This window comes from Gordonia sp. NPDC003585 (genome assembly GCF_040610755.1).
Taxonomy (GTDB): Bacteria; Actinomycetota; Actinomycetes; order Mycobacteriales; family Mycobacteriaceae; genus Gordonia.
The window spans coordinates 67,923-92,475 of record NZ_JBEXMX010000007.1 but is presented as its reverse complement, the minus strand read 5'-3'; the positions used below and the strand labels follow the sequence as shown (position 1 = coordinate 92,475).

The 24,553-nt window shown below is 66.3% G+C and carries 22 protein-coding genes; 9 read left to right on the top strand and 13 right to left on the bottom strand.

What is annotated here, in order from left to right:
* Positions 1-564: 564 nt before the first annotated feature.
* A complete protein-coding gene (locus ABZW74_RS03385) occupies positions 565-1,080 on the bottom strand; it encodes an SRPBCC family protein (RefSeq protein ID WP_355273868.1) in 516 nt (171 codons plus the stop codon).
* 58 nt (positions 1,081-1,138) lie between these two features.
* On the opposite strand from ABZW74_RS03385, the gene ABZW74_RS03380 reads away from it, so the two are divergent.
* A complete protein-coding gene (locus tag ABZW74_RS03380) occupies positions 1,139-4,405 on the top strand; it encodes a BTAD domain-containing putative transcriptional regulator (RefSeq protein ID WP_355273865.1) in 3,267 nt (1,088 codons plus the stop codon).
* Here ABZW74_RS03380 and ABZW74_RS03375 read toward each other — a convergent pair.
* The 3 genes from ABZW74_RS03375 to ABZW74_RS03365 form a co-directional block, all read right to left on the bottom strand.
* The gene (locus ABZW74_RS03375) at positions 4,387-5,220 is read right to left on the bottom strand and encodes an ABC transporter permease (RefSeq protein ID WP_355273862.1); all 834 of its coding nucleotides are present in this window, start codon (positions 5,218-5,220) and stop codon (positions 4,387-4,389) included. The two genes, ABZW74_RS03380 and ABZW74_RS03375, sit on opposite strands and share 19 nt — an antisense overlap.
* A complete protein-coding gene (locus ABZW74_RS03370; protein ID WP_240856585.1) occupies positions 5,217-6,236 on the bottom strand; it encodes an ATP-binding cassette domain-containing protein in 1,020 nt (339 codons plus the stop codon). The genes ABZW74_RS03375 and ABZW74_RS03370 overlap by 4 nt, the downstream gene beginning before the upstream one ends.
* 76 nt (positions 6,237-6,312) lie before the next feature.
* A complete protein-coding gene (locus tag ABZW74_RS03365; protein ID WP_240856586.1) occupies positions 6,313-6,630 on the bottom strand; it encodes a hypothetical protein in 318 nt (105 codons plus the stop codon).
* 126 nt (positions 6,631-6,756) lie between these two features.
* Here ABZW74_RS03365 and ABZW74_RS03360 point away from each other — a divergent pair, with 126 nt between their 5' ends.
* The gene (locus ABZW74_RS03360) at positions 6,757-7,545 is read left to right on the top strand and encodes a hypothetical protein (RefSeq protein WP_355273858.1); all 789 of its coding nucleotides are present in this window, start codon (positions 6,757-6,759) and stop codon (positions 7,543-7,545) included.
* A gap of 47 nt (positions 7,546-7,592) precedes the next feature.
* Positions 7,593-8,669, top strand: coding sequence for a hypothetical protein (locus ABZW74_RS03355; protein ID WP_240856588.1), 1,077 nt, complete (start codon positions 7,593-7,595; stop codon positions 8,667-8,669).
* A gap of 79 nt (positions 8,670-8,748) precedes the next feature.
* Here the strand turns inward: ABZW74_RS03355 and ABZW74_RS03350 are convergent, their stop codons facing one another.
* From ABZW74_RS03350 to ABZW74_RS03330, 5 genes are all read right to left on the bottom strand, one after another.
* Positions 8,749-9,405, bottom strand: coding sequence for a hypothetical protein (locus ABZW74_RS03350; RefSeq protein ID WP_240856589.1), 657 nt, complete (start codon positions 9,403-9,405; stop codon positions 8,749-8,751).
* A 138-nt stretch (positions 9,406-9,543) separates the two neighbouring features.
* Complete coding sequence (locus tag ABZW74_RS03345; protein WP_240856590.1) at positions 9,544-11,271, bottom strand: SulP family inorganic anion transporter; 1,728 nt, start codon at positions 11,269-11,271, stop codon at positions 9,544-9,546.
* Positions 11,272-11,417: 146 nt separating this feature from the next.
* On the bottom strand, positions 11,418-11,912 hold the full coding sequence (greA, locus tag ABZW74_RS03340; protein WP_240856591.1) for a transcription elongation factor GreA: 495 nt from the start codon (positions 11,910-11,912) through the stop codon (positions 11,418-11,420).
* A gap of 146 nt (positions 11,913-12,058) precedes the next feature.
* Positions 12,059-12,826 carry a queuosine precursor transporter gene (locus ABZW74_RS03335; protein WP_355273852.1) on the bottom strand — a complete coding sequence of 256 codons (768 nt, stop codon included), beginning with the start codon at positions 12,824-12,826 and terminating at the stop codon, positions 12,059-12,061.
* Entirely contained in the window at positions 12,823-13,284 is a 462-nt protein-coding gene (locus ABZW74_RS03330) for a DUF4307 domain-containing protein (protein WP_355273850.1), read from the bottom strand. Before ABZW74_RS03330 ends, ABZW74_RS03335 begins: the two co-directional genes overlap by 4 nt.
* Before the next feature lie 48 nt (positions 13,285-13,332).
* On the opposite strand from ABZW74_RS03330, the gene mca reads away from it, so the two are divergent.
* Genes mca through ABZW74_RS03315 form a run of 3 tightly spaced genes read left to right on the top strand, consistent with a single transcriptional unit; the run spans position 13,333 to position 16,542 of the window.
* Entirely contained in the window at positions 13,333-14,232 is a 900-nt protein-coding gene (gene mca, locus ABZW74_RS03325) for a mycothiol conjugate amidase Mca (protein WP_240856594.1), read from the top strand.
* A gap of 5 nt (positions 14,233-14,237) precedes the next feature.
* Positions 14,238-14,531: a hypothetical protein gene (locus ABZW74_RS03320; protein ID WP_355273876.1), complete on the top strand. Its 294-nt coding sequence runs from the start codon at positions 14,238-14,240 to the stop codon at positions 14,529-14,531.
* Positions 14,506-16,542 carry a thioredoxin domain-containing protein gene (locus ABZW74_RS03315; protein ID WP_355273846.1) on the top strand — a complete coding sequence of 679 codons (2,037 nt, stop codon included), beginning with the start codon at positions 14,506-14,508 and terminating at the stop codon, positions 16,540-16,542. The genes ABZW74_RS03320 and ABZW74_RS03315 overlap by 26 nt, the downstream gene beginning before the upstream one ends.
* On the opposite strand, the gene ABZW74_RS03310 is transcribed toward ABZW74_RS03315, so the two are convergent.
* Positions 16,529-17,155 (bottom strand): histidine phosphatase family protein, encoded by a 627-nt coding sequence (locus tag ABZW74_RS03310; protein ID WP_240856596.1) that lies wholly within the window; start codon positions 17,153-17,155, stop codon positions 16,529-16,531. The genes ABZW74_RS03315 and ABZW74_RS03310 overlap by 14 nt on opposite strands.
* Positions 17,156-17,175: 20 nt before the next feature.
* Positions 17,176-19,239 (bottom strand): ornithine--oxo-acid transaminase, encoded by a 2,064-nt coding sequence (gene rocD / locus ABZW74_RS03305; protein WP_355273844.1) that lies wholly within the window; start codon positions 19,237-19,239, stop codon positions 17,176-17,178.
* Positions 19,240-19,336: 97 nt separating this feature from the next.
* On the opposite strand from rocD, the gene ABZW74_RS03300 reads away from it, so the two are divergent.
* Entirely contained in the window at positions 19,337-19,783 is a 447-nt protein-coding gene (locus ABZW74_RS03300) for an Lrp/AsnC family transcriptional regulator (RefSeq protein ID WP_240856597.1), read from the top strand.
* Between the two features lie 237 nt (positions 19,784-20,020).
* The gene (locus ABZW74_RS03295; protein WP_240856598.1) at positions 20,021-21,097 is read left to right on the top strand and encodes a 3-deoxy-7-phosphoheptulonate synthase; all 1,077 of its coding nucleotides are present in this window, start codon (positions 20,021-20,023) and stop codon (positions 21,095-21,097) included.
* Between the two features lie 211 nt (positions 21,098-21,308).
* On the opposite strand, the gene ABZW74_RS03290 is transcribed toward ABZW74_RS03295, so the two are convergent.
* Both ABZW74_RS03290 and ABZW74_RS03285 read right to left on the bottom strand, forming a co-directional pair.
* Positions 21,309-22,784 carry an alkaline phosphatase D family protein gene (locus ABZW74_RS03290; RefSeq protein ID WP_240856711.1) on the bottom strand — a complete coding sequence of 492 codons (1,476 nt, stop codon included), beginning with the start codon at positions 22,782-22,784 and terminating at the stop codon, positions 21,309-21,311.
* A gap of 228 nt (positions 22,785-23,012) precedes the next feature.
* Positions 23,013-23,687, bottom strand: coding sequence for a hemolysin III family protein (locus tag ABZW74_RS03285; protein WP_355273839.1), 675 nt, complete (start codon positions 23,685-23,687; stop codon positions 23,013-23,015).
* 75 nt (positions 23,688-23,762) lie between these two features.
* Between ABZW74_RS03285 and ABZW74_RS03280 the strand changes: the two genes are divergently transcribed.
* A complete protein-coding gene (locus ABZW74_RS03280) occupies positions 23,763-24,545 on the top strand; it encodes an isoprenyl transferase (RefSeq protein WP_240856712.1) in 783 nt (260 codons plus the stop codon).
* Positions 24,546-24,553 lie beyond the last annotated feature (8 nt).

Here is a 24,553-nt window from a genome sequence, read left to right as displayed (position 1 = left end):
CGGCCGCCGGCGGGCACCTGTAGTCGCTTCCGCTGATCCGAAGAGTACTGATGGTGAGACGACAATGTCGTCTCACCAACCCCTTCGATCGTGGAAGGTAGATCTGGGCCCCGGATCTCCGCTGCCTGATCCGAAGAGTTCGGGAAGCAGCGCCGCTGACCTGCGGAAATGAGCCCGCGTCGTGCCCGCAAAATCTAGGGGAAGAACTTTTTCCCCGGGGTTCGTAGTCGTCCGCGAGAATTTTCTGGGGGAGGACTCGAAGGGTAGGGGAAGAAGTTTCTTCCCCTACTTTTGTGGCGCCGGTTCGCGCCGCCGACGAGAATGCCGGTGCTGCGCACTCATGGCAACCACGTGGTCGGCCGGCCATTGATCCGTTGGAAGTTGAGCCCGGCTTCCGGGCCCAACTTCAAACGGATCGTGCGTCCATGCTCGACGACGACACTCTTCCCACCTCCACGATCGCCGACGACGTCGGCGGGTGGTCTCGGCTAGCGCCTCCAGCACCTCAGGGAGCGGTGGGGCTGATGAACTGAAACCTCAGGGATCAGTAGAGATTCCGAGCGTTCAGGTCTGCGAGGAAAGGTTCGCGAAGTGCCGGAGCGTGTCCGTTTCGACCGTCTTGAACACCTTCGACGCGGTCGGTCCGGAGAATGCGTTCACCAGCTTCGCCGAGCTGCCCAGCTCTATGCCGAACAGCCACACGAGGCGAGCGCCGACGTCGGCCGGAGCGACCTGGGTGAGTTCGCCGAATCGTCGCACCCCGGGCGCCGACATGGTCGTGGCGTAGAAGGCGTTGCGGTAATTGCCCGTTGACGCATCTTCGTCCCACACGAAGAAGTGTTCGGACAGCCCGGCTCCGGGAAGGGCTGCCTTGCGGGTGGTTCCGACACCGTAGGGAGCGGGCGACGTGAACTCGATCGACTTGATCGCCCGGCACCAGTCGAGAGTGTTCTGCCGGGTGAGCTCCGACCACGCTCGGGCGGGCGTCACCGGCAGATTGACGTCGATGCGGTAGGTGATCGGCGCGTCGTCGAAGAATGCGACGTCGGCGACGGGCTCGAGTTGATAGCTGCGCGGCATGCGTCCAGTCATACACGCCAGGGCGGGGGAGGTTCCGCGTTGGCGCTAATCTTGCTGGGTGTATCCGACCACCAGCCACACAGTGATCGGCCTGCTCGGGCCGGTCGCTGTGGGTGCGGTGGATGGCGGTCCCGAGGGCTTGGCGCCGGTCCCTGGTGTTCGCGCACGCCGACTGCTGGTCGCCCTGGCGTTGGCCGGCGGTCGCATCCGTTCCGCGGAACGGTTGATAGCCGATGTCTGGGGCGACAAACCGCCCAAATCGCCGGTGTCGGCGCTGCACACGCAGATCTCTCGGTTGCGGCCACTCTTGGGCGACGGCCGGTTGGAAGGTGTCGGCAACGGGTACCGCATCGCCGATTGCCGTGCCGATCTCGACATCGTCGCCGAGCTCGCGCAGTCACCCGACCCGGCGGATCTCGATGCGGCACTGGCGTGGTGGCGGGGCGTTCCCGGCGACGATCTGGGCGACGACGGCGAGGCGGACCTCGATGCCGAGCTGCGGACACGGGCCGGCCGGGTCCGCGATGTGCTCGAGCAGCGTCGGACCACGTTGGCGTTGGCCGACGGTGATTACGCACTGGCACGCGAGCTGGCCGACAAGCGTTGCGCCGCTGACTCGTTGGATGAACCCGCGCACGTCGATCTGATGCGCGCGCTGGCCGGTGAGGGGCGGGTACCCGAAGCGCTCGCCGTCTTCGCGAGACTGCGTCGGGCACTGTCCGAGCAACTCGGTGTGGACCCCGGACCCGAGATCGCCACGCTGAACGCGGAACTGGTCGCGGCCGAGACCCCCGCCCCGAAGCCACTGCGCCGTGGCCGCAGCGTCGGGCTGAGCACCGAGGTATCGGAACTCATCGGGCGCGACGACGACATCGCCACCATCGTCGGGCTGCTCGGCCGGTATCGACTCGTCACCGTTCAGGGCCCGGGTGGAGTCGGCAAAACCCGTGTCGCCCAACGGGTCGGCCGCACCGTGGCCGATGGGGGCCGTCCCGTCTTCTACGTGCCGCTCGCCCCGATCCGCAACGACGACGACGTGGTCGCGGCGATCGCGACCACCCTGGGCGTGGGAGAGACCGAGCTCGGCGGTGGCGGCCGTCCGCGGCTGGCTGTGGGTGATCTGGCCGACCGGCTCGTCGACGCGGTACGCGGTCAGCGGGCGGTGGTGATCCTCGACAACTGTGAACAGGTCATCGACGCCTGTGCCCGCGTCGCCGCCGATCTCCTTGCCGCAGAACCGGAACTGTCGATACTGACCACCAGTCGCTCGCCGCTGATGCTGGCGGCCGAGCGGATCTATCTCCTCCCCGTGCTCGATGTCGGGGAGGGCGGATCCGCCGTCGAACTCTTCGAGCGTCGGGCTCAGGCCATTCGTCCGGACGCGCGGCTGTCCCGACGCGACGTGTCCGAGTTGTGTGGACATCTCGACGGGTTGCCGCTCGCAATCGAACTCGCCGCTGCCCGTGTGCGTACGATGAGCGTTTCGGAGATATCGGAAGGCCTCGCTGAAAGGTTCGCCCTGTTGCGAGGTACGGACCGAACCGCGCCCGACCGGCACCGCACTCTCTACGCCGTCATCGAGTGGAGCTGGGATCTCCTGGATTCCGGCGCGCAGTCGGCGATGCGTCGTCTGTGCCGGCTCCCCGGCGGATTCACCGTGGATACGGCGTCAACAATGCTGGGGCAAGACGGTTTTCGCCTGGTCGACGTGCTGGCTGCACTGGTGAACCAATCGCTGCTGACGGTGGTCGAAACCGATGGGAACATCCGCTACCGGATGCTGGAGATGGTGCGCGAATTCGGGGAGCAGAAGCTTGTCGCGGCCGAATCGGATGCCGTGGATCGCTCGATGTGGCGCTGGGCGCGCCGCTTTGCGGTCGAGGTGGAGAAACTGCACGCGCGTCGCGTCGACGAGCAACTGTTCGACCGGATCGCCGCCGACGTCGAGAACCTCGTCTGGGTGTTGCGCGGCTGTGCCGAAGCGGTTCACGCTGGGCCGCCTGATCGGGCCGCCGAGGCGGTGGACACCATGGTCACGGTCTTCCCGGTGCTCGGCGGATTCTGGATGGCGCGCGGCTTGCACGGTGAGGTGATGACCTGGGGTGGGCGGCTGATGGCCGTGTTGCCACCTCCACCAACCGATCCCGACGACGACACGCGTCGCAGGTGGCAGGCCACGGTGCTCGCCTCGATGGCGCATCTGATGATGCGGCGTAACCTGCGCGGCGTGGCCACCGGCCGCTACTATCTGCGCCGGCTGCATCGGCCGCAGCGCAACTACGAGGAGCCGACCGAACTGATGTCGGCGTGCGTGCTGAGCCCCAATATGTTTGCGGCCGTGCGCTATATGGTCCGGGCGGCGCGATCTGAGACGGATCAGGTGCGGGTCGTCGCGTTGTCGGCGCTGATGAACGGACACGAGAACTTCGGTGATCTCGGCCGTGCACTGTCTGACGGACTCGCGCTGCGTGAACTCGCAAAGGGACAACACAACACCTGGATGTCGGCGATGACGCAGACCTCGATCGCCGGCATCTACGCGCAGCAGGCACTGTGGTCGTCGGGAATCCCTTTTTATCGCGAGGCGATCGAGGCGCTGTCGCGACTGGGGGCCCGCGACGACGAGTTGCAGGCACGATCGGCGCTGGTGGCCGCCCTGGTCGCGGATGGGCGTCTCGACGAAGCCGCCGCCGAACTTGCAGTCGTCGCCGATGGTTGGCGACCGGGCGATCCCGACCCGCAGGGCAATCCGGAGGTCGTCGGCGGAATGATGATCGGTGCGGCGGAACTCGAATTGGCGCGCGGCAACGTCGAATCCGCACGAGTCGCCTACGCGCAGGCTGTCCGGCTGATCGACCGTGACCACCCGTTCGGCGCGGAGGATCCCGGCATGGTGATGCTCATCGGGGCCGCGATGATCGGACTGATGCGTGCCGGTGACGGCCAATGTGCAGGCGAGTATGTGAGTGTGCTCGCCGACGGTCTGCACTCGATGTACGGCCCGCTGGGCTGGTTCGACCGGCCGCAGGCCGGTGCGTCGGCCATGGCCATCGGGTACGTGCTTGCTCGCACGGAGCCCACGTCGGCCGACGGTCCGCGACTGCTCGCGCTCTCGGCGGTTCTCGGTGCGCGACAAGACTATGCGTCGCTGCACCACGTGCACACACAGCTGGCCGAGGTCTCCGGACTGTCGTCGGATCAGTGGGCCGACCTGTCGGACGAGATACGAACGATGTCGCGACGCCAGGCGCTGGACGAGGTCCGAGCGATCCTGGCGTCGCGACGGAGTGCGCAAGCCCGATCAGATCAGGTGTTGCGCATGTAGGCACGCACGGCCAGCGGCGCGAACACCGCGGTGATCACGGCAGCACCGACGAGCGCCCACACCACGTGCATACCGGCATGACCGGTGGCGGTGAGTTCGCGGACAGCGGTCACGATGTGGCTGATCGGGTTGATGTTCACAAACGTCTGCAACCAGCCGGGCATGGTGTCCACCGGGACGAAGGCGTTGGACATGAAGGTGAGCGGGAACAGGATCAGCATCGAGATTCCCTGTACGGCAGAGGCTTTGCTCATCACGCAGCCCATGAGGGCGAAGATCCAGGAGATCGCGAAGCTGCACACGATCACCAGCACAGCTGCAGCGATGGTGCCCCAGAAGTCGGGCCGCCAGCCCATGATGATGCCCATGACGATGGTCAGTGTGGTGGCGATCAGGTAGCGGATCATGTCCGCCAGCAGCGCCCCGGCCAGTGGGCTGATCCGGGCAATCGGTAGCGAGCGGAAGCGGTCGAACACGCCCTTGTCCATGTCTTCGCGCAACTGGGTGCCGGTCACGATCGAGGTGGTGATCACGGTCTGCACGAGGATGCCGGGAATGATGACGGGCAGATAGTCGTGGACGTTACCGCTGATGGCGCCACCGAAGATGTAGGTGAACATCAGGGTGAAGATGATCGGCTGCAGCGTGACGTCGAACAGTTGCTCGGGATTGTGGCGGATCTTCAGGACTCCGCGATAGGCCATCGAAAGTGATTGGCGCACAGCCTCGGTGAGGCTGACCGAGATCTTGGTCTCGGTGCGTGCGGGTCGCGTGGTGATCGCGCGGGGCGCGGGCGAGCGGGTGATCGTGGTCATCGGGCCACCTCATCGGAATCGTCGGTGTCGGCCGGCTGGCCGGTGATGGTGAGGAACACCTCGTCGAGACTCGGCTTCTGCACCGTGATCTCGTCGATGGCGATGTTGTTCTCGCGCAGGGCGATCAGGACGTCAGGCACCAGGTCGGAACGATGCAGCCCGACGGTGATGCGGGCTGCCTCCGGGGACAGTGTGGGTTGTTCACCGAGAACCTGCTCGGTGATCTCACAGACCCGTGCCGCGTCGGACTTGTCGACGGGGGTGAGTTGCAGCGTGCTCGCGCCGATCGATTGCTTGAGTTCGTCGGCAGTGCCGTCGGCGATCACGACGCCGTGGTCGATGACCGCGATGCGATCGGCGAGCTGGTCTGCCTCGTCGAGGTACTGGGTGGTGAGCAACACGGTGGACCCGCGAGCGACGAGGTCGCGGATGGTGTCCCACATCTGGGCGCGTGTTCGGGGATCGAGGCCGGTGGTGGGCTCGTCGAGGAACAGCAGTGGGGGAGTGTCGATGAGGCTGGCGGCCAGATCGAGGCGTCGTCGCATGCCGCCGGAGAAGTTCTTCAATGGCCGGTCGGCTGCCTCGGTGAGCGCGAACTGTTCGAGCAGTTCCTCGGATCGCGCACGAGCCGCGGGGCGGGAGAAGCCGAGCAGCCGGGCGAAGAGGACGAGGTTCTGCGTCGCGGTGAGGTCTTCGTCGACCGACGCATACTGCCCGGTGACGCCGACGAGCGAACGCACCGCGACGGGTTCGCGGACGATGTCGTGGCCGAAGACCGTGGCCGTGCCGGCATCCGGTCGTAGGAGGGTGGCGAGCATGCTCACCGTGGTGGTCTTCCCGGCTCCGTTGGGGCCGAGCACGCCGTACACCGATCCGGTGGGTACGGCCAGATCCACGCCGTTGACGGCGCGGGTCGATCCGAAGTGCTTGACCAGGCCGTGTGCGTCGATCGCCAGGTCACCGGAGGTGCCGGCCGACGTCTGCACAGGCAGGTCGGTACTCGTGGTTGTTGTCATGCCACCACGATGACCGATGCCGCTGTCGTGGCGCTTGCGTCGCCTTGCGTCGGCTGTCAGCAGCTGTATTGCCTGATCAGGCGGCTACGGTTCCCGACGGTGCGCTGTGTGGGAGGTCGGCGGCGTAACGGACGACAGCGGCAACCGTGCCGAGTCGTTGTTCGGTGATCGCGATGGCTTCGGCGAGCTGGTTGGGGTCGTCGACGTCGGCGACCAGCGCGACGGTGTATCCGTTGTTGCCGAGCATGAACGGAACCACTTGCGAGTAGTGGGCGCTGACGACGGCCAGCGGGGCTTGCGCGGCGAACAGCGTGCGCGCGTGGTCGGCGACGGAGGCATCGTCGTCGAGGACCACCAGTGTCACATCGGGGCGGGGGTTGCGGATTCTTCTCATGTTCCGAGGATGAACCCGCAGGTTACGGACGGTCTTGGGCGAGGCTGTGCATTCGCTGTGGGTGGCGCGAGCGTGCCTGTGGAATTTGCGGCGGCGTCAGGCCGACGCCGACCTACGGTTGCGCGCATGGGAAACCGACATCGCACACGATCGCATTCGACTCGACGGTCACGTCTGTGGCTGGCCGGCGCCCTGCCGCGGATACATGACGAGCTGGGCGAGGCGTACTTTGCGTTGGCCTACGAGTACTTGCAGTACCTGCATATCCTCGAGCAACGCCTCTTCGATCTGGAATTCGATATCGAGGACCTCGAGGATTCCGGCTCGGGCCCGGGTGACAGCGAGTTCGACAGGGCGGTGCAGAAACACGCCGACGACGAGGATCTCCAGCGGCTGCTCAGCGGCACCTTTGTGCATGCCCTCCGTGCGGTGGACGTGTTGAAGGACTTGGCGCCGGTCTGGGTGCCCGCCGCAGTGAATGACGTACTCGCCTCCCTCGAGGTCGACGCCGACGATGCACGGGGCCTGGCACAGGTCGGTGCGACAGGAATGGTCGTCTTCGACAAGTCCCCGATGAGGATGCGCGAGGTGTTGCCGTCGGGTCCGCAGATGCCGGAGGTCGACGTCGACGGCGTGCTGTGGTGGACCAAGCGGGCCGCCACCGACGTCGTGCCTGCCAGGTTGGTGCTGGCGCCGCTCACTCGTAGTCGCGATCTGCAATGGTTGCGCGGCGACGGTTGGAAGCCCTCGACCTTGACGGAAGTGACCTGCTTCGACGTCACCGCATCCGCCGAGGCAGGCGTCGACGCCAACCTGCTGCCCTGTGTCGCATTGCTGGCCAAGATCGGACTCGCGCAGCAGCACAACGCGATTCGTGTCGTTGACGGGTCGATGCGCATTTCCCACGCCGCGTAGTCGGACTCGGAATAGACTCGCTGACATCGTCGACGTCGGGAGGCACGATGCGTTCAGCGAGGGTCCGTCACGTGATCGTGGTGATATCCGCGATGGTATTGCCGCTGGTGGGTGGAGCGGTCGCGGTGACTCCGACGTCGGCACAGGCCGCGGTCCGCACGCCGGCCGCCGGCTACGGCTTCTCGCAAGGTGCGGCAACGCTGTTTCTCGGTGCTGCCGATCTCGAGCGTGAATTGGCAGCGGTGTCGAAGACCGACGCGCAGTGGCTGCGGGTGATGGTCGACTGGCGGACCGTCGAACGGGTCCGCGGCCGCTACGACTGGACCATGCCGGATCGGGTCATCGGTGCCGCGCGGCGACACCATCTGAAGGTGCTGTCCATCGTGCTGACCGTGCCGACGTGGGCACGCCAGGGCGGCGCGCTCGGGTCCATCTACGCTCCACCGTCGAATCCGGCGAGACTCGGCGACTTCATGAAGGCGTTCATCAAGCGCTATCCCGACGTCACACGGCACGAGATCTGGAACGAACCGAACCTCCCGATCTTCTGGGGGCTCCAACCCGCGAACCCCGCGCAATACACGGCACTGCTCAAGGCCGCTTACCGGGCGATCAAGTCGGTTCAGCCGTCGTCGACGGTGGTGGCCGCAGGATTGAGTCCGGCCGCTGGTGCCGTCGACTTCGTTCGCCGGATGTATGCGGCAGGTGCCAGAGGCTATTTCGACGCTGCCGCGATGCATCCCTATGTGTTCCCGAAGGGCATCGGGGCCGCACCGAACGGGTGGACTGAGACGCGCCAGATTCGTGCGGTGATGGTCGCGAACGGCGACGGCGCCAAGAAGATCTGGCTGACCGAGATGGGCGCCCCCACCAAGCCGGTTGCTCTCGGGTCGCGGACGCCGCCACCCGGATTCGGATCGAATGAGATGGTCTCCCAACGCGAGCAGGCCACCCAGATCGTCGACGTGCTCCGGGCGGCCGCGGTGTCGGGCTATTGCGGTCCGGCGTTCATCTACTCGGTCCGGGACTCGGGAACCTCGACCAACAACCGTGAAGACAACTTCGGTGCACTGCTGACCAACAACTGGCGGCCCAAGTACACGGCGTCCGTGCTGGCGCGGTGAGCGAGTGAGGTATACCGGAATCCCCTCGGCGCTCGAGTATCTGGGGCTCTGAACGACGAGGGGATCCGATGCGTCCGGGCTACTTGTCCTTCTTCTTCGGCTGGTTGAGTAGCTGGATGAACGGTCCTGCGTTGGCAATTGCTGCGCCGATGCCGCCGATCGCGGTTCCGGCCAGTGATGCGCCGGCTCCGAGTAGCAGCGCGCCGCCGATGCAACCGGCCAGCGGTCCGGCGCCGAACAGTAGTACAGCGGGAGCCGACACCACCCCGGCCGCGACGGCGCCCAGTATGCAGCCGACGGTCAAACCCGAAGCCGCACCGATGTATCCACCGATGGCGGCGCTCAAGGTGATGTTGTCGCGAACCCCGGACACGGCTGCCTGTAGATCGGCCTTGTGCTTCACGGGCTGGAAGCGAGAAAGTGCTGGGCTCGTGTCGAGCCGAAGGGTTGCGTTCTTGGCGGTGACCTGTGCGACGACCGGATGTGCATAGTCGTCGACCGCCACGATCAGTGGAACGGTCTCGACGACGCGTCCGGACCGGTTGTGCAGGCGCAGTTGGCCATTCGACTGCGACAGCGTCCCGTTGTCGGTGGCGACCACGACATTCTGGCCGTGACGTGTGACATTCCAGTGCGTGGCATCCTCCGTTCTTGGTGCTGCGTGCGTGGTCCCGCTGGCGACGCCCATGGCTGCGATCACCAAGGTGGCAATGGCCACGAATCTGTTGAGCTTCATCGGATGTGTTTTCCCCCTGAGCTTTCCGGCCGAGTGGCGCGATTGTGGTGGCGCTCAAGTTAGGGCGGGAATCCCAGCGGCGGCAAGGGGGAAAATGGCACGGGCGTTCGGAGTGCGGAAACTTCCGATCACCGAGGTTCAGATGTCACCGCGCAGGCACCCGGTGATCTCGTCGACCTTGGCTCCCGTGGTGGGCGCGAACTGTGTGTCGTCGAATCGTGGCTCACCGTCGACCGTGAGATCGTATTGCGCCAGCTGATCGCGCACAGGGGATTTCATCTCGGCGAAGACAAGGGTGATGTTGTTGCTGCGAAGATAATCATCGAGTTCGACGAGCTCGTCGACCGCGGTGGCGTCGATCTCGGTGATCGGTTCGGCCGCGAGGATCACGGTGTGTACCTCACGCCCTTCCTGTTGGCTCTGCACCACCTCGGAGCGCACGTAATCGTCGAACATGCCGCCGTTGGCGAAGAACAGCGGTGCGTCGAACCGGAGGATCAGCACGCCGGGAATGCGTTGCGCCGTCGGGTTGCGGGTGACGTCGTGGTAGCCACGCAGACCGGGCACCCGGCCGAGTTCGGTGCGATAGGGGCGCCACGCGAGGTTGACGAAGGCGATGAAGGACAGGCCGATCGCGACCAGGATACCGTCGAGCACACCGAGGGCGGCGACACCGACGAAGGCTGCCACGGACAGGATTCCCTCGACCCGGTTGACCCGGAACAGGTAAACAACCCCGCGAATGTCGATGAGCGAGAACACCGCCGAGATCACCACGGCGGCAAGAGCAGATGATGGCAGGTATGCGGTCACGCCTGGTGCCGCGAGGATGAACGCCACGATCAGCAGTGCGCCGAACAGTGGTGCGACCTGACTCTTGGCGCCCGCCTGCTCGGCGACCGGCGTCCTCGACGACGACGCGGAGATCGCGAAGCCGCTCAGGAATCCGCTGGCCACGTTGGCCACACCGATCGCGGCCATCTCCTGACTACCGTTCACGTTCTGTCCGGCCCGGGCCGCGAAAGTCCTTGACAGGACACTGGTGTCGGCGAACGCGATCAGGGCGATTCCGACCGCGGGCACGATGAGGTCGACGACGTCGTTCAGCGTGATTCCGCCGAGAGCCGGTGTCGGCAGTCCGCGCGGCATGGCGCCGGCCACCGACAGGTCGTCTTCCCAGCCGAAGGCCCACACCGCGATGATCGCCCCGACCACCGCGATGAGCACACCCGGAATTGTCTTGCGCCACTGTTTGAGTCCCAAGATGACGGCGAGGCAGATGACGCCGATCGCGGTGGCCAGCCAGTCGATCTCGCCGTTCGCGATGCCCTTCACGATGTTCACGGCCTCGTCGACGATCGATTCTCCGTCGACGCTGAAGCCGAGCAGCTTGGGTAGCTGACTGAGCAGAACGACGAGGGCGATGCCGTTGAGGTAGCCGATCCGGATGGGTTTGGACAGCAGGTCGGTGACGAAGCCGAGCTTCAGCAGGCCGCCGATGATGAGGATGACGCCGACCTCGATGGCCAGCACTCCGGCCAGTGCGATGCGCTCGGAGTCGAGGGCGGCAAGCGGGATGATCGCGGCCGCGATGATCGGGGCGAGCGACGAGTCGGGTCCGAGGACGAGGATGCGCGAGGGTCCGACGATCGCGTAGGCGATCAGCGGGATGATCGTCGCATAGAGGCCGGTCACGGGCGGGAGTCCTGCGACCTCCGCGTAGCCCATGCCGGCAGGGATCAGCAGCGCGGTGAGAACCGCTCCGGCAACAAGATCGCCCCGCAGGTAGCCGCGTTCATAAGTGAGCAGGGTCTGCACCCCGGGGAGCAGCGAGAGCTTGCCGCCGATGCGAGCTGTGTCGGGCATGCAGGGATTATGCCAACAAGGCAGTGGCCGTCGTGGGAGGACCTGTTCCGACACCGCACACAGAGAACTCCCACATACACATGAGATCTCGTGTGTATGTGGGAGTTCTGTGTGTCTTGCCGTGACCCGTGTCGACGGGTCAGCGATCAGCCGTGGTAGGGCTCCGCGCTGACGAGGGTCACCTTGATGGTCGCGCCCGACGGCACCGTGTACTCGCGCGTCTCGCCGACCTTGGCGTCGATGAGCGCCGAACCCAGCGGCGAGCTGGGCGAGTAGGTTTCGAGGTTGCCGCCCTGTGCACCTTCTTCGCGGGTGGCGATGAGGAAGGTCTCGGTGTCCTTTTCGTCACCGTCGTAGTAGACGGTCACGACGGAGCCGGGGAGCGCGACACCCGACTGGGTCGGGGCCTCGCCCACCTTGGCGTTGTTCAGTAGTTCTTGCAGCTGGCGGATGCGGGCCTCTTGCTGGCCCTGCTCTTCGCGAGCGGCGTGGTAGCCGCCGTTCTCCTTGAGGTCGCCCTCTTCGCGACGCTCGTTGATCTCCGCGGCAATGACCGGACGATTGGCGATCAAAGAGTCGAGCTCGCTCTTGAGGCGGTCGTGCGACTCTTGGGTCAGCCAGGTCACCTGGGTGTCGGTCATCGGTCACTCCTTTGTGTTGTCCGCGCCCGGGCTCGATTCTCGACCCGGGCATGTGGACTGCTCGGCGCGCGTGGAGCGCGCTCTAAATGCAGCAACACGACCCCTCGCGGAGCCGTGTATCAGTACAGGATACCAGCCGATGAGAGCTAAAGCACATCGTCACCGTCGGCCGACGCCGATCGGAGCGCTTCTTGATAGGTCGGCTCGGCCCGTTTCAGCCACCCGACAACGAGGTAGGTCACCGGCATCACGATCAGCTCGACGAGGGTCTTCCAGAGGAATCCGATGACCGTGTAGTTGATGAAGTCGCCCCAGGTGGAAATGCCCAGGGCCGACGCCGCGATCGAACAGAACACCAGCGTGTCGGCGAACTCGCCGACCACCGTCGAGCCGATCAGACGAGCCCAGAGACGGCGTTCACCTGCGCGTTCCTTCATCTTGACCAGTACGAACGAGTTCAGGAACTCGCCGACCACGTACCCGGCCAGACCCGCGAGCAAGAACTGGGGGACCACCCCGGCCACTCGCTCGAAGGCTTCCTGGCCGTCGTAGAAACCGGCCGCGGGCAGGTGAATGGTCAGCCAGAAGCACAGGGAGGCGAGGATCAGCACGGCGAAACCGGCGAAGATGGTGCGACGCATCGCCCGGAATCCGTAGACCTCGCTGATCACGTCGCCGAGGACGTAGGCGAGCGGGAAAAGGAAGAACGCGCCGTCGGTGACCAGGCCATTCAGGTGAATGGGACCGAGATCGAAATGCAACCAGTCCTCGAACAGCAGTACACCTTTGGTGCCGGTGATGTTGCTGATCAGCATGACGCCGACGAACAGCGCGACGAGCAGCGGGTAGTACGGGCTCGAGATCGACGCGAACGCCGCGCGCCCACGTGACTGCGGCCGATCGTCGGTCGTCATGCGTCCGTCTCGGACAGGTATGCCGGGATGTCGGTGGTGCAGCCGAAGACCTCGCCGATGACGGGTGGCGCAGAAGTCTTCACCTCAACACGTACGCCCTGCTGCTTGTCGGTGCCGGGGCCGATGAGAACCTCGCGTCGGCCGGTCTCGCTGCCGTCCTTGGATCGCCCGCGCACCACGCAGGCGGCCGGACGACTGGGATCGGACCTGGTCAGCGTGAACTGGACCGCAACAGTGGAGGAGTCGAGGAGCTCGTAGCCGGTGCCCTCGCCCTTGACCTCTTCGTCGGCGAACTTTGTGTAGCCGAGGGCAGCGAGACCGACTCCGGCCACGACGACGAGAACAGATAGTCCGATGAACCAACGCCGGCGGCTCCGGGGGTCGCCGGAGGGCTCCGGGTAGGCGGCGCGAGGTCCGCTCCGCGGAGTCTGCGCGGTGCCCCCGTCCGAACTGTTCACGCGTCAATACCTACCATGGGTGGAGTAGCGACCCGAAGGTGAGGAACCGTGACCGAATCCCAGCCAGGCGGCCCCGGCGCCGGGGCGTTCCGTCTGATGGCGGTCCATGCGCACCCGGACGACGAGTCCAGCAAGGGTGCGGCGACGACGGCGCGGTATGCGGCCGAAGGCAACGAGGTGTTGGTTGTCACACTCACCGGCGGCGAACGCGGCGACATCCTCAATCCGGCGATGGATCGTCCGGGCATCAAGGAACGGATGACCGAGGTCCGCCGCGAGGAGATGGCGAAGGCCGCTGCGGCGCTCGGCGTCGAACAGACATGGCTCGGTTTCGTCGACTCGGGCCTGCCCGAGGGCGATCCGCCCCCGCCCGTGCCGGAAGGGTCGTTCGCGGCCATTCCACTCGAGGTCGGCACCGAGGCGCTCGTCCGTGTGGTCCGCGAATTCCGCCCGCACGTCATGATCACCTACGACGAGCACGGCGGCTATCCGCACCCCGACCACATCCGATGTCACGAGGTGTCGGTCGCGGCGTACGAGCAATCCGGGGACCCCGACGCGTTCCCGGGTACCGGCGCGCCGTGGACGGTCTCGAAGCTGTACTACACACACGGATTCATCCGCGACCGGATGGTGTTGTTCTCCGACGAGTTCGAGCGGCACGGCCAGGAGAGCCCGTTCACGGAGTGGCTCAGCAAATGGGATCGGCGTCGCGGTGACCTCATGGGCCGGGTCACCACCCAGGTGGAATGCGGCAAGTACTTCCCGCAGCGCGACGACGCCCTGCGTGCGCACGCGACACAGATCGACCCCAACGGTGTGTTCTTCGCCGTGCCACTGGAGTGGCAGCAACGGCTGTGGCCGACCGAGGAGTTCGAACTCGCGCAGACCAGAGTGAAGACCTCGATCCCCGAGACAGACCTCTTCACCGGAATCGAGACGGCATGAGTGTGATGACGACGGTGACTGTGCTTGCAGCGCAGCAAGAGCCGCAAGGTCCCGAGTTCGGCAAGGCGTCCCCGCTCGGACTCCTCATCATCCTCGTGCTGCTCATCGCCACCGCTTTCCTGATCTGGTCGATGAACAAGCAACTCAAGAAGCTGCCGAAGACCTTCGACACCGAACATCCCGAGGCCGACCAGGCCTTCGACGAGGGGACGGACACGCGTTCGGCAGTCGTGACGGACGTCGAAACCCATTCCGACACCGCTGCGGCTGCCGATGAACGGAAATCCGCCGACACCTGACGGCGCGCGCAACCGGCTGAGCGCGTCGTCGAGTCCGTACCTCCGTCAGCACGCGAACAACCCTGTCCACTGGTTCGAGTGGGACGACGCCGCGCTCGACGAAGCCCGTCGGCGCGACGTCCCGATCCTGTTGTCGGTCGGATACGCGGCATGCCACTGGTGTCACGTGATGGCGCATGAGTCCTTCGAGGACGACGCCACCGCAACCCAGATGAACGCCGACTTCGTGTGTGTCAAGGTCGACCGCGAGGAACGCCCCGACATCGACGCCATCTACATGAGCGCTACCGTCGCGATGACCGGTCAGGGCGGCTGGCCGATGACGTGTTTCCTGACGCCGGCCGGCGAACCCTTCTACGCCGGGACGTATTTCCCTTCGGCGCCGCGGTCGGGTATGCCGTCGTTCCGTCAGGTGATGGCCGCGGTCACCGAGGCCTGGACGGATCGGCGCGCCGAGATCGACGCGATGGCCGACAAGGTGCGCGAGCACGTCGAGGCCAACGCAGGAGCGCTGCCGCCGGGAACACTGCCGATAGATGAGCGGCTGCTGGCGCATGCCGTGACCGCGGTGCTCGACGACGAGGACCGTGCGGCAGGCGGTTTCGGCGGTGCGCCGAAGTTTCCGCCGTCGGCGTTGCTCGAGGGGCTGATCCGGCACAGCGAGCACACCGGAGATTCGGTGGCCATCGACGCGGCGGTCCGGACCTGTGCCGCGATGGCTCGCGGAGGTATCTACGACCAGATCGCCGGTGGATTCGCCCGATACGCTGTCGACAAGGACTGGGTGATACCGCATTTCGAGAAGATGCTGTACGACAACGCGCAGTTGCTGCGTGCCTATGCACATCTCGCGCGTCGCACAAGTGACCCGTTCATGCGGCGAGTGACCGCTGAGATCGTCGACTTCTTGGACCAGGACCTGCGTGTCGGTGGCGGCTTCGCGTCGTCGCTGGACGCCGATACCGCTGGGGTGGAGGGTTCGACGTATGTGTGGACGCCCAGCCAGCTCGTCGAAGTCCTCGGCGAGGACGATGGACGCTGGGCCGCAGAGCTTTTCGTGGTCACCGAAGCCGGCACCTTCGAACACGGGACCTCGACGCTGCAGCTGCCGTCCGAACCCGACGACCTCGACAGGTTCGATTCTGTCCGTCAACGGCTTCGGGTGGCCCGCGCGGCTCGCACGCAGCCGGCGCGCGACGACAAGGTGGTCACCGCCTGGAACGCGATGGCGATCACGGCTCTCGCCGAGGCCGGTGCCGGGCTCGGCGAACGGCAGTGGATCGACCATGCCGTCTGGTGTGCGGAACAGATTGTCGCCACCCATGTGGTCGACGGCGCCGTCCGTCGGTCGTCGCTCGGAGGGGTGGTCGGGGTGCCGTCGGGTGGTCTCGACGACCATGCCGCATTGGCCACCGCGCTGCTGACCCTGTTCACGGTGACGGGCGATCAGCGTTGGCGCACAACCGGTCTGACCATTCTGGACCGAGCGGTCGACGTCTTTGCCGATCCGGCGGAGCCCGGTTCCTGGTTCGACGCGGCGGGGGAGGGGCTGATCACTCGGCCGCGCGATCCGGTCGACGGCGCCACGCCGTCGGGTGCGTCGCTGATGGCGGAGGCGTTGCAGATCGCAGTGCCGCTGGCCGACGCCGGCGATGCCGGTCGTTACGCCGAGTTGCTCGAGCACACGCTGTCGCGGGGCGACATCTTGCTCGTGAAACTGCCCCGGTCGGCCGGACATTGGCTCGCCGTGGCACAGGCGCGGGTCGCCGGTCCGATCCAGATCGCGGTCGCGCAGGTGCGCGACTCGGACGGGCGGATGACGCGACGAGCCCGTGAGATTGCTCCCGGTGGTGCGGTGATCGTTGCCGGACAGCGTGATTCGCAGACGCTACTGCAGGATCGCGGACCGGTCGACGGCCGCGACGCGGCTTACGTGTGCCGTGGGCAGGTGTGCGGACTGCCGCTGACCGAACCGGAAGCGTTGACGGAGAACGTGATCAGAGGGCGGTAGTCGAGAGGCTCGCGCCCTCGGGTCCGACGAGGTGTGTCATGCGTCGGTCCCCGGCGACGTCGGCCAGCATCGCCGTGCCGGCCGGCCGAAGATCGATGTTGGCGCCCTGGGCGATCGGCCAACCCAGGAAGCGGCAGATGAACGATCGCGAGAGGTGTCCGTGCGACACGATCACCACATCGGAGGTCTCGAGCCGCGCGTCGACCACCCGCACGGCCTCGTCGACACGCTGCGTCATCTGTTGCACCGATTCACCTTGTGGCGCACCACTTGTCCAGATCGCCCAGCCGGGATCGTGGTCGGCGTGGATCTGGACGCGCGTCAGCCCCTCGTAGTCTCCGTAGTCCCACTCGGCCACCAGATCGGACACCTCGTCGGCCACCAGACCCGCGAGTTCCGCGGTGCGCTGCGCACGTCGTCGTGGCGAGACGATGACGTAGGGATCGAACATCCCGAGCCGGTCGGTGACACCCTGCAGCGCCGCGGCATCATGTTCGCCCTTCGCCGTGAGCGCGATGTCGGTCCGTCCGGTGTGGCGGTCGCTCAGTGACCATTCGGTCTGGCCGTGCCGGATCAGCAGGACGCGACGGTGGGTACGTGTGGACGCGGTCATTTCGTCAGCGTAGTCCCGGTTCAGCGGCGGCTCAGTACCTCGCCGAAACGATCGGCCATCCAGTCGATCTCTTCGTGGGTGATGACCAACGGCGGTGCCAGACGCAGCGTCGAGCCGTGGGTGTCCTTGGCGAGCACACCGCGTTGCGCCAGGTTGAGGCAGAACTGCTTGCCGCTGCCCAACTCCGGGTCGATGTCGATCCCGGCCCACAGACCGAGTCCGCGGACGGTAATCACCCCGTGGCCGATGAACGCGCGAAGCCGAGTGTGCATGTGGTCGCCGAGTTCGGCGGCGCGGGCCTGCCAGCTGCCATCGGCGAGCATGTCGACCACGGTGTGACCGACCGCGGCGGCGAGCGGGTTGCCGCCGAACGTCGAACCGTGCTGGCCCGGGTGCAGGACGCCGAGGATGTCGCGGTCGGCGACCACGGCCGACACCGGCAGCACGCCGCCGCCGAGAGCCTTGCCGAGGGTGTAGACGTCGGGGACCACACCCCAGTGCTCGCACGCGAAGGTGGTGCCGGTGCGTCCGAGTCCGGACTGGATCTCGTCGGCGATCATCAAGACGTTGCGGTCGGTGCACAGGGCGCGCACGCGGGGCAGGTAGTCGGCGGGCGGCACGATGATGCCGGCCTCGCCCTGGATCGGTTCGACGAGCACGGCGACCGTGTCGTCGGTGATCGCGGCCGCCAGTGACTCCACGTCACCGAACGGCACCCGCACGAATCCTGGTGTGTAGGGACCGAATCCGGCGCGCGCCTCCTCGTCGTCGCTGAAGCTGATGATGGTGGTGGTGCGACCGTGGAAGTTGCCGCCCGCGACGATGATCTGCGCACGACCGTCGGCGACGCCCTTGACGTCGTAACCCCACTTGCGGGCCACCTTGATCGCGGATTCCACCGCCTCCGCACCGGTGTTCATCGGCAGCACCATCTCTTTGCCGCAGAGGTCGGCGAGGGCGGCGCAGAACGGCTCGAGTTGGTCGGACATGAAGGCGCGGCTGGTGAGTGTCACGCGGCTGAGTTGGTCGATGGCAGACGCGACGATCCGGGGATGACGGTGTCCGAAATTGACTGCCGAGTACGCACCGAGGCAGTCGAGGTAGCGGCGTCCGTCGACGTCGGTGATCCACGCACCTTCGGCCGTCGCCGCGGTGACGGGCAGCGGCGAATAGTTGTGCGCCACGTGCGGTTCGGCGCCGTGGGGTTCGGGGGAGTGGGGTTTGGGGGCGGTGGTCTCTTTCATGGCTCTCAATTCCAGTGTGCAGCATTTGACCCCGCCGCCACCCTTGAGCAACTCGGAAAGGTCGAGAGTGATCGGTTCGTAACCGGCTTGACGCAGTTGCGATTCCAGATGCGGTGCCCGATCGGTCATGATCACGTGCTTGCCGTCGGAGACGAGGTTGAGCCCGAGGACCTCGGCGTCGGCTGCGGTCGCGATGATCGCGTCCGGGAAGAGTTCGTCGAGCAGGGCGCGCGACGCGTCGGAGAAGGCGCCGGGGTAGTAGGCGATGGTGTTCTCGTCGAGCACCCCGAGTGCGGTGTCGAGGTGATAGAACCGCGGATCGACGAGGTCGAGGGTGATCACGGGCAGCCCGGTGACCGCGGCGACCTCGGCGTGGGTGTCGCGGTGCGTGCGGAACCCGGTGCCGGCGAGGATACGGTCGCCGACGACGAGGAAGTCGCCCTCGCCCTCCTGGATGCCGTCGGTGCGGTGGACCGGGCCGAATCCGGCGGTGTGGAACCAGTCGGCGTAGTGGTCGCCTTCGGCTGCACGTTCAGGGAAGGCGAAGCGTGCGGCGATCGCCTTGCCGTCGATGACGAGACCGCCGTTGGCGGCGTAGACCATGTCCGGCAGGCCGGGTTGCGGCTCGACCAGATGCACGGTGTGGCCCAGGGCTTGGTAGGTGTCGAGCAACGTCTGCCACTGCGCGAGCGCGCGCTGGGTGTCGACCGGAACGCTGGGATCCATCCACGGGTTGATCGCGTAACTGACCTCGAAGTGTGCGGGCGGGGTCATCGCATAGGTGCGGGTGCGGTGGGCTCGTACGAACGGCGCGGCGAAGGAAGGGGTCGTCAACGTCATTTTTCGAGGGTATCGTCGGGTGCTGACGCAATCAATCGCCATAGATTGCTCTCATGTTTAACGAATAGCCGAACCAACAGTGTAGAGGATCGATACATTGCGTGCGCTCGATGATTTGGACGACAAGGTGCTCGCTTGCCTCGCGCGGGACGCGCGGGCGACCTACGCGGAGGTGGGTGCCGAGGTCGGCTTGTCGGCCCCCGCGGTGAAGCGACGGGTGGACCGACTCCTCGACGACGGCGTCATCAAAGGCTTCACCACGGTGATCGATCCAGCGGCGATGCAGTGGACAACCGAGGCCTACGTGCAGGTGTTCTGTCGCGGGAACATCTCGCCCGATGACCTGCGCGCGGCCTGGGAGCCGATCCATGAGGTGGTGAGTGCCGCGACCATCACCGGCACGGCCGACGCGATCCTGCGCATCATGGCGCGCGACGTCCACCACCTCGAGCAAGCGTTGGAGCGCATCCGGCAGGCCAGTCCGGTCGATCGGACCGAGTCGATCATCGTCCTGAGTCAGTTACTCGAACGAGGGCATCCGTAGGGGTGGTGTTCGGTGTGCTAGCGTGGTCGCCGTGATCAGCAACGTGCGCGCCTATTGGCGCTTCTTTATCGAGGCTCCGGTCGAGCCTGCGATGAAGCGCTGATTGCTGCACGCACACAACACCGGAGCCCCGAGCAGTGACCGAGAGGTCGCTGCTTTTGTCATTTCAGGGGTTCCGGCCACATCTGGGCGTGCCCCGCAGAAATCGCAGGGCATGACCATGAAAGGCACATCGAAGTGACCACACTCCCGGAACTCACCCCGGTCGGCGAATCGACTTCCGACCGGCGCATCACCGCATTCCGGCCGATTCCTTCACCGGACACCATCCGCACCGAACTGCCGCTGACCGCGCGGCGGGCGATCGCGGTCCAGCGCGACCGCGACGAGATCGCCGACATTCTCGCCGGCCGCGACGACCGACTGCTCGTCGTCGTCGGACCGTGCTCGGTGCACGATCCGATCGCCGCCATCGACTACGCACGCCGGCTTGCCCCACTCGCCGACGCCTACGCCGACCGCCTCAAGATCGTGATGCGCGTGTACTTCGAGAAGCCGCGCACCACCGTCGGCTGGAAGGGTCTCATCAACGACCCCGGCATGGACGGGTCGTTCGACGTGGAGCGCGGGCTGCGCACGGCACGATCGTTGCTGCTCGACATCATCGATCTCGGGTTGCCCGTCGGCTGCGAATTCCTCGAGCCCACCAGCCCGCAGTACATCGCCGACGCGGTGGCCTGGGGCGCGATCGGCGCCCGGACCACCGAGTCGCAGGTGCACCGTCAGCTCGCATCCGGGCTGTCGATGCCCATCGGCTTCAAGAACGGCACCGACGGCAACGTCCAGGTCGCCATCGACGGTGTGAAAGCCGCTGCGGCACAGCATGTCTTCTTCGGCGTCGACGACTTCGGCAACGGTGCGGTGGTGGAGACCGCAGGCAACGAGGACTGCCACATCATCCTGCGCGGCGGCACCGGTGGACCGAACTTCGACACCGACTCCATCGCCACGGCAACCACAGCACTGGAGAAGGCGGGACTGCCCGCACGCGTGATGATCGACTGCAGCCATGCCAATTCGGGCAAAGACCATGTCCGTCAGGCGGAGGTGGCGACCGAGATCGCCGCGTCGGTCCGCGCCAGGCGGGAGCAGGGGTTGGGGTCGCAGATCAGCGGCGTGATGCTGGAGAGCTTCCTGGAGCCGGGTGCACAGTCGCCGGACGCGCGGCCGCTCACCTACGGCCAGTCGGTCACCGACAAGTGCATGGGCTGGGAGGCCAGCGCCGACGTGCTGGCGGCGTTCGCGCGGGTCTGAGCTCCATCCGCTACCTGAGTCTGGGATCCGTGGAAGCACCTTGAGGGGTGCGCCCCAGCAACCCACGCCGGCCCATCTCCGCTCCCTGAGGTGCTCGAGGCTCGTCGCCAGCGCTCCTCGCTCAGGCAGCGGAGGGAGGGGCTTCGGGGCTCGCAGGCTCAGCCAGCGACGGTGGGCTCGCAGCCCGGCGGGAGGGTGGCCTCCGAAGAACTCAGACCACGTCGACGTCGGACCTGCGCGTCGGAATGGTGATGAGCGCGCGACGATACAGACGTGCACCCGGATCGGCGACGGTGTCGGTCACGCGCATCTCGCATTCCCAGCGGTCGGGCCGGACTCGGTTCAGCAGGTAGCCGCGCTGTGCGTTGCCGAACCGAACATGTGGTGAGGCCGCCTTGAGGCGCCGATCATTGTCGTCGCTGTCCTCGCCGTCGCCGCCCGACGAGATAGACGTGCCCGCGAGCTCGACACCGACGACCGGTGACTCGGTGCGATAGTCGGACCGCAGATCGGCGACGACGTTGCGATGGATGTCGCCGGCCAGCGACACGAGACCGGTGACGTCGCGTCGGTGCGCGCCGTCGAGGATGCGCGTCCGGGCGGGTTCGTATCCGCTCCAGCCGTCCATGCTGACTGCGCGCGTGGTGCCATCGAGCCGGGCTAGGTCTGCCATCGGAAGTTGTTGTGCGATCACGTTCCATCGGCGCCGAGGTTGCGCGAGACCGTCGAGCAGCCACTGTTCCTGTGCGGAACCGAGCATGGTGCGTGTCGGGTCGGCGGTGCGAGCGTCCTGTGCCGTGTCGCGATCGCCGTTGACCTGGTCGCTGCGATGGCTGCGGGTGTCGAGCAGATGGAACTGCGCGAGATCGCCAAAGGTGAAGCGGCGGTAGGCGCGCATGTCGACACCGGGCCGGCGGGCCGAGATGCGCGTCGGGGTGTTCTCCCACCATGCGCGCAATCCGGCCGCCCGCCGAATCACGAAGTCGCGCATCGCTGTTCCGTCGGCTGGGACGTCGCCCGCCCAGTTGTCGGCCACCTCGTGGTCGTCGAATCCCATGATGAACGGCGAAACCCGGTGGGCCTCCTGCAGATCGGCGTCGGCGCGGTACAGCGCGTAACGATCTCGGTAGTCGTCGATCGACGTCGCGGCGCGAAACGCCGAGCGTGGGCGTGGATCACCACGACGCGGTCCGCGGGCCGGTGGTGGCGTCTCGTATATGTAGTCACCAAGGTGGAAGACCACGTCCGGAGCGTGCGCGGCGAGGTCTCGGTAGGCGACGAAGTAGCCCTCACCCCAGTTCTGGCAGGACGCGACGGCCACCGTGAGAAGACGGGGCTGCGCGCTGGCCGCAGGAGCCGTGCGAGTGCGTCCGATCACCGAGATGTCGCCCAACGCCCGGAACCGGTAGAAGTACTCGGTCGAGGGTTGGAGCCCACGCAGATCGATGTGCACGGAGTGGCCACCGTCGGCTGTTGCAATCGTGGTGCCGCGCCGAATGACTCGACGCATCGTCTCGTCGGTGGCGACCTCCCAGTCGACGTTCACCGGTACACCGCACATGCCGCCGCCGCGAGCCATCGGGTCGACGGCAAGACGCGTCCACAGCACGACCCCGTCCGGCAGCGGGTCGCCGGACGCAACACCCAGGGTGAACAGCGCATCGTCGGGTCCGGGAGGGGGTCGCATGGAGTCCGCTTCGGCCGAACACAGACTCGAGCTGAACGCGAGGCCGACGGCGAGGGCCGACCAGTTGAGGAACCGTCGGCGCGTCAGTCCGTCGATGTGCGCGTCGCGAAGCGGAGGTCCGGCCACGCGCACAGAACAGCAGGCCAGCCTGTCCAGACATTGACCTCAGATGGACGCGTCGGTGAGAACGAGGTGAACCGGGCAGTGATTCCGTCCGCGGATGATCGTTCAGGCGAGAATAACCAGCCAGACGGCGATGTAGTGCAGTAGTGCGGCGACTGCCGTGCAGACGTGGAACACCTCGTGATGGCCGAAGGTCGAGGGCCACGGGTTGGGCCAGCGGAGGGCGTAGAGGATGCCGCCGATGCTGTAGAGCGCCCCGCCTACTGCCAGCAGGACGATGATCGCGACACCACACTGCGCGATCAGCGCCGGTGCGACGGCGATGATCACCCATCCGAGCAGGATGTAGAGCGTCACTCCCAGCCAGCGCGGCGACGACGGCCAGAGCAGTTTGAGCACCACCCCGGCAACGGCACCCGTCCACACGATGCCCAGAACCCACCAGCGTGCGGGGGACGGCAGGCCCATCGCGCAGAAGGGTGTGTAGGTACCCGCGATGAACAGGAAGATCATCGAGTGATCGGCGCGTTTCATGCGGATTTGCGCGCGCACGGTCTTCCACGGGATGCGGTGATAGGACGCACTCACCGCGAACACGCCGAACACCGTGATCGCGTACACCGCGCAGGCCGCAGCCGCGACCGCACCGCGCGCCATGGCGGCACCGATGACGACGGCGATGCCCGCGACCGCGGCGACGTAGGCCGAGTAGTGATGGATCACGCCTCGGAGTCGGGGCCGGTCGGGGATCGACGGCAACGGTGGGATGATGGTGCTCACGCAACCTACGGTAGCGTAAGTTACTGGCGAGATCGAGGCGCGTAAGGTGTGCCACGTGACACCGAGGACCCGACGATGAAGCTGCTGCCGGACCGGTTGCGGCGCCCGGTGCTCAGCGTCTATGAACGCCGGCTGATCCAGTTGATGGATGGGACGCGCATCCCTCATCATGTGGCGATCATCTGCGACGGAAACCGTCGGTGGGCCCGGGAGGCGGGTTTCGAGGACGTCAGCCACGGCCATCGGGTGGGTGCGCAGCGCATCGCCGACATGCTCGGATGGTGCGCGGACCTCGGCATCGGAGCAGTCACCATCTATCTCTTGTCCACCGAGAATCTGAGTCGAGCATCCGAGGAACTCGACGCACTGATGGAGATCGTGCCCGACATCGTCGACGAGATCTCCGCCCCGGACGGCCAGTGGCGGGTCCGCATCGTCGGCACCCTGGATCAGTTGCCCGCGCCGGTGGCCGACCGTCTGCGCGCGGCGTCGGATCGGACTGCCGGACGTGACGGCATGAATGTCAATGTCGCGGTCGGGTACGGGGGCCGGCAGGAGATCGTCGACGCGGTGCGTGCGCTCCTCGAGGAACGGCTCGAGCAGGGCGCCTCGCCGGCCGAGATGATCGACGCGGTCACCGTGGAGGCTATCGACGCGAACCTCTACACCAAGGGGCAGCCGGATCCGGATCTGGTGATCCGGACCTCTGGTGAGCAGCGGCTGTCGGGCTTTCTGCTGTGGCAGAGCGCCTATTCGGAGATCTGGTTCACCGACGCGTACTGGCCGGAGTTCCGTCGGGTCGACTTCTTGCGAGCCCTGCGCGACTTCTCCGCACGGAACCGTCGCTTCGGCAAATAGTGTCGGGC

Excerpts from the sequence above, each read along its gene's own strand:
- rocD (WP_355273844.1), bottom strand. The coding sequence starts at position 19,239 with ATGACGTTGACGACCCCTTCCTTCGCCGCGCCGTTCGTACGAGCCCAC.
- ABZW74_RS03320 (WP_355273876.1), top strand. The coding sequence starts at position 14,238 with ATGACGACGGTGACTGTGCTTGCAGCGCAGCAAGAGCCGCAAGGTCCC.
- greA (WP_240856591.1), bottom strand. The coding sequence starts at position 11,912 with ATGACCGACACCCAGGTGACCTGGCTGACCCAAGAGTCGCACGACCGC.
- ABZW74_RS03315 (WP_355273846.1), top strand. The coding sequence starts at position 14,506 with ATGAACGGAAATCCGCCGACACCTGACGGCGCGCGCAACCGGCTGAGC.
- ABZW74_RS03370 (WP_240856585.1), bottom strand. The coding sequence starts at position 6,236 with ATGACAACAACCACGAGTACCGACCTGCCTGTGCAGACGTCGGCCGGC.
- ABZW74_RS03375 (WP_355273862.1), bottom strand. The coding sequence starts at position 5,220 with ATGACCACGATCACCCGCTCGCCCGCGCCCCGCGCGATCACCACGCGA.
- ABZW74_RS03280 (WP_240856712.1), top strand. The coding sequence starts at position 23,763 with ATGAAGCTGCTGCCGGACCGGTTGCGGCGCCCGGTGCTCAGCGTCTAT.
- ABZW74_RS03360 (WP_355273858.1), top strand. The coding sequence starts at position 6,757 with ATGGGAAACCGACATCGCACACGATCGCATTCGACTCGACGGTCACGT.
- ABZW74_RS03290 (WP_240856711.1), bottom strand. The coding sequence starts at position 22,784 with ATGCGACCCCCTCCCGGACCCGACGATGCGCTGTTCACCCTGGGTGTT.
- ABZW74_RS03365 (WP_240856586.1), bottom strand. The coding sequence starts at position 6,630 with ATGAGAAGAATCCGCAACCCCCGCCCCGATGTGACACTGGTGGTCCTC.
- ABZW74_RS03350 (WP_240856589.1), bottom strand. The coding sequence starts at position 9,405 with ATGAAGCTCAACAGATTCGTGGCCATTGCCACCTTGGTGATCGCAGCC.
- ABZW74_RS03385 (WP_355273868.1), bottom strand. The coding sequence starts at position 1,080 with ATGCCGCGCAGCTATCAACTCGAGCCCGTCGCCGACGTCGCATTCTTC.
- ABZW74_RS03335 (WP_355273852.1), bottom strand. The coding sequence starts at position 12,826 with ATGACGACCGACGATCGGCCGCAGTCACGTGGGCGCGCGGCGTTCGCG.
- ABZW74_RS03310 (WP_240856596.1), bottom strand. The coding sequence starts at position 17,155 with ATGACCGCGTCCACACGTACCCACCGTCGCGTCCTGCTGATCCGGCAC.
- ABZW74_RS03355 (WP_240856588.1), top strand. The coding sequence starts at position 7,593 with ATGCGTTCAGCGAGGGTCCGTCACGTGATCGTGGTGATATCCGCGATG.
- ABZW74_RS03345 (WP_240856590.1), bottom strand. The coding sequence starts at position 11,271 with ATGCCCGACACAGCTCGCATCGGCGGCAAGCTCTCGCTGCTCCCCGGG.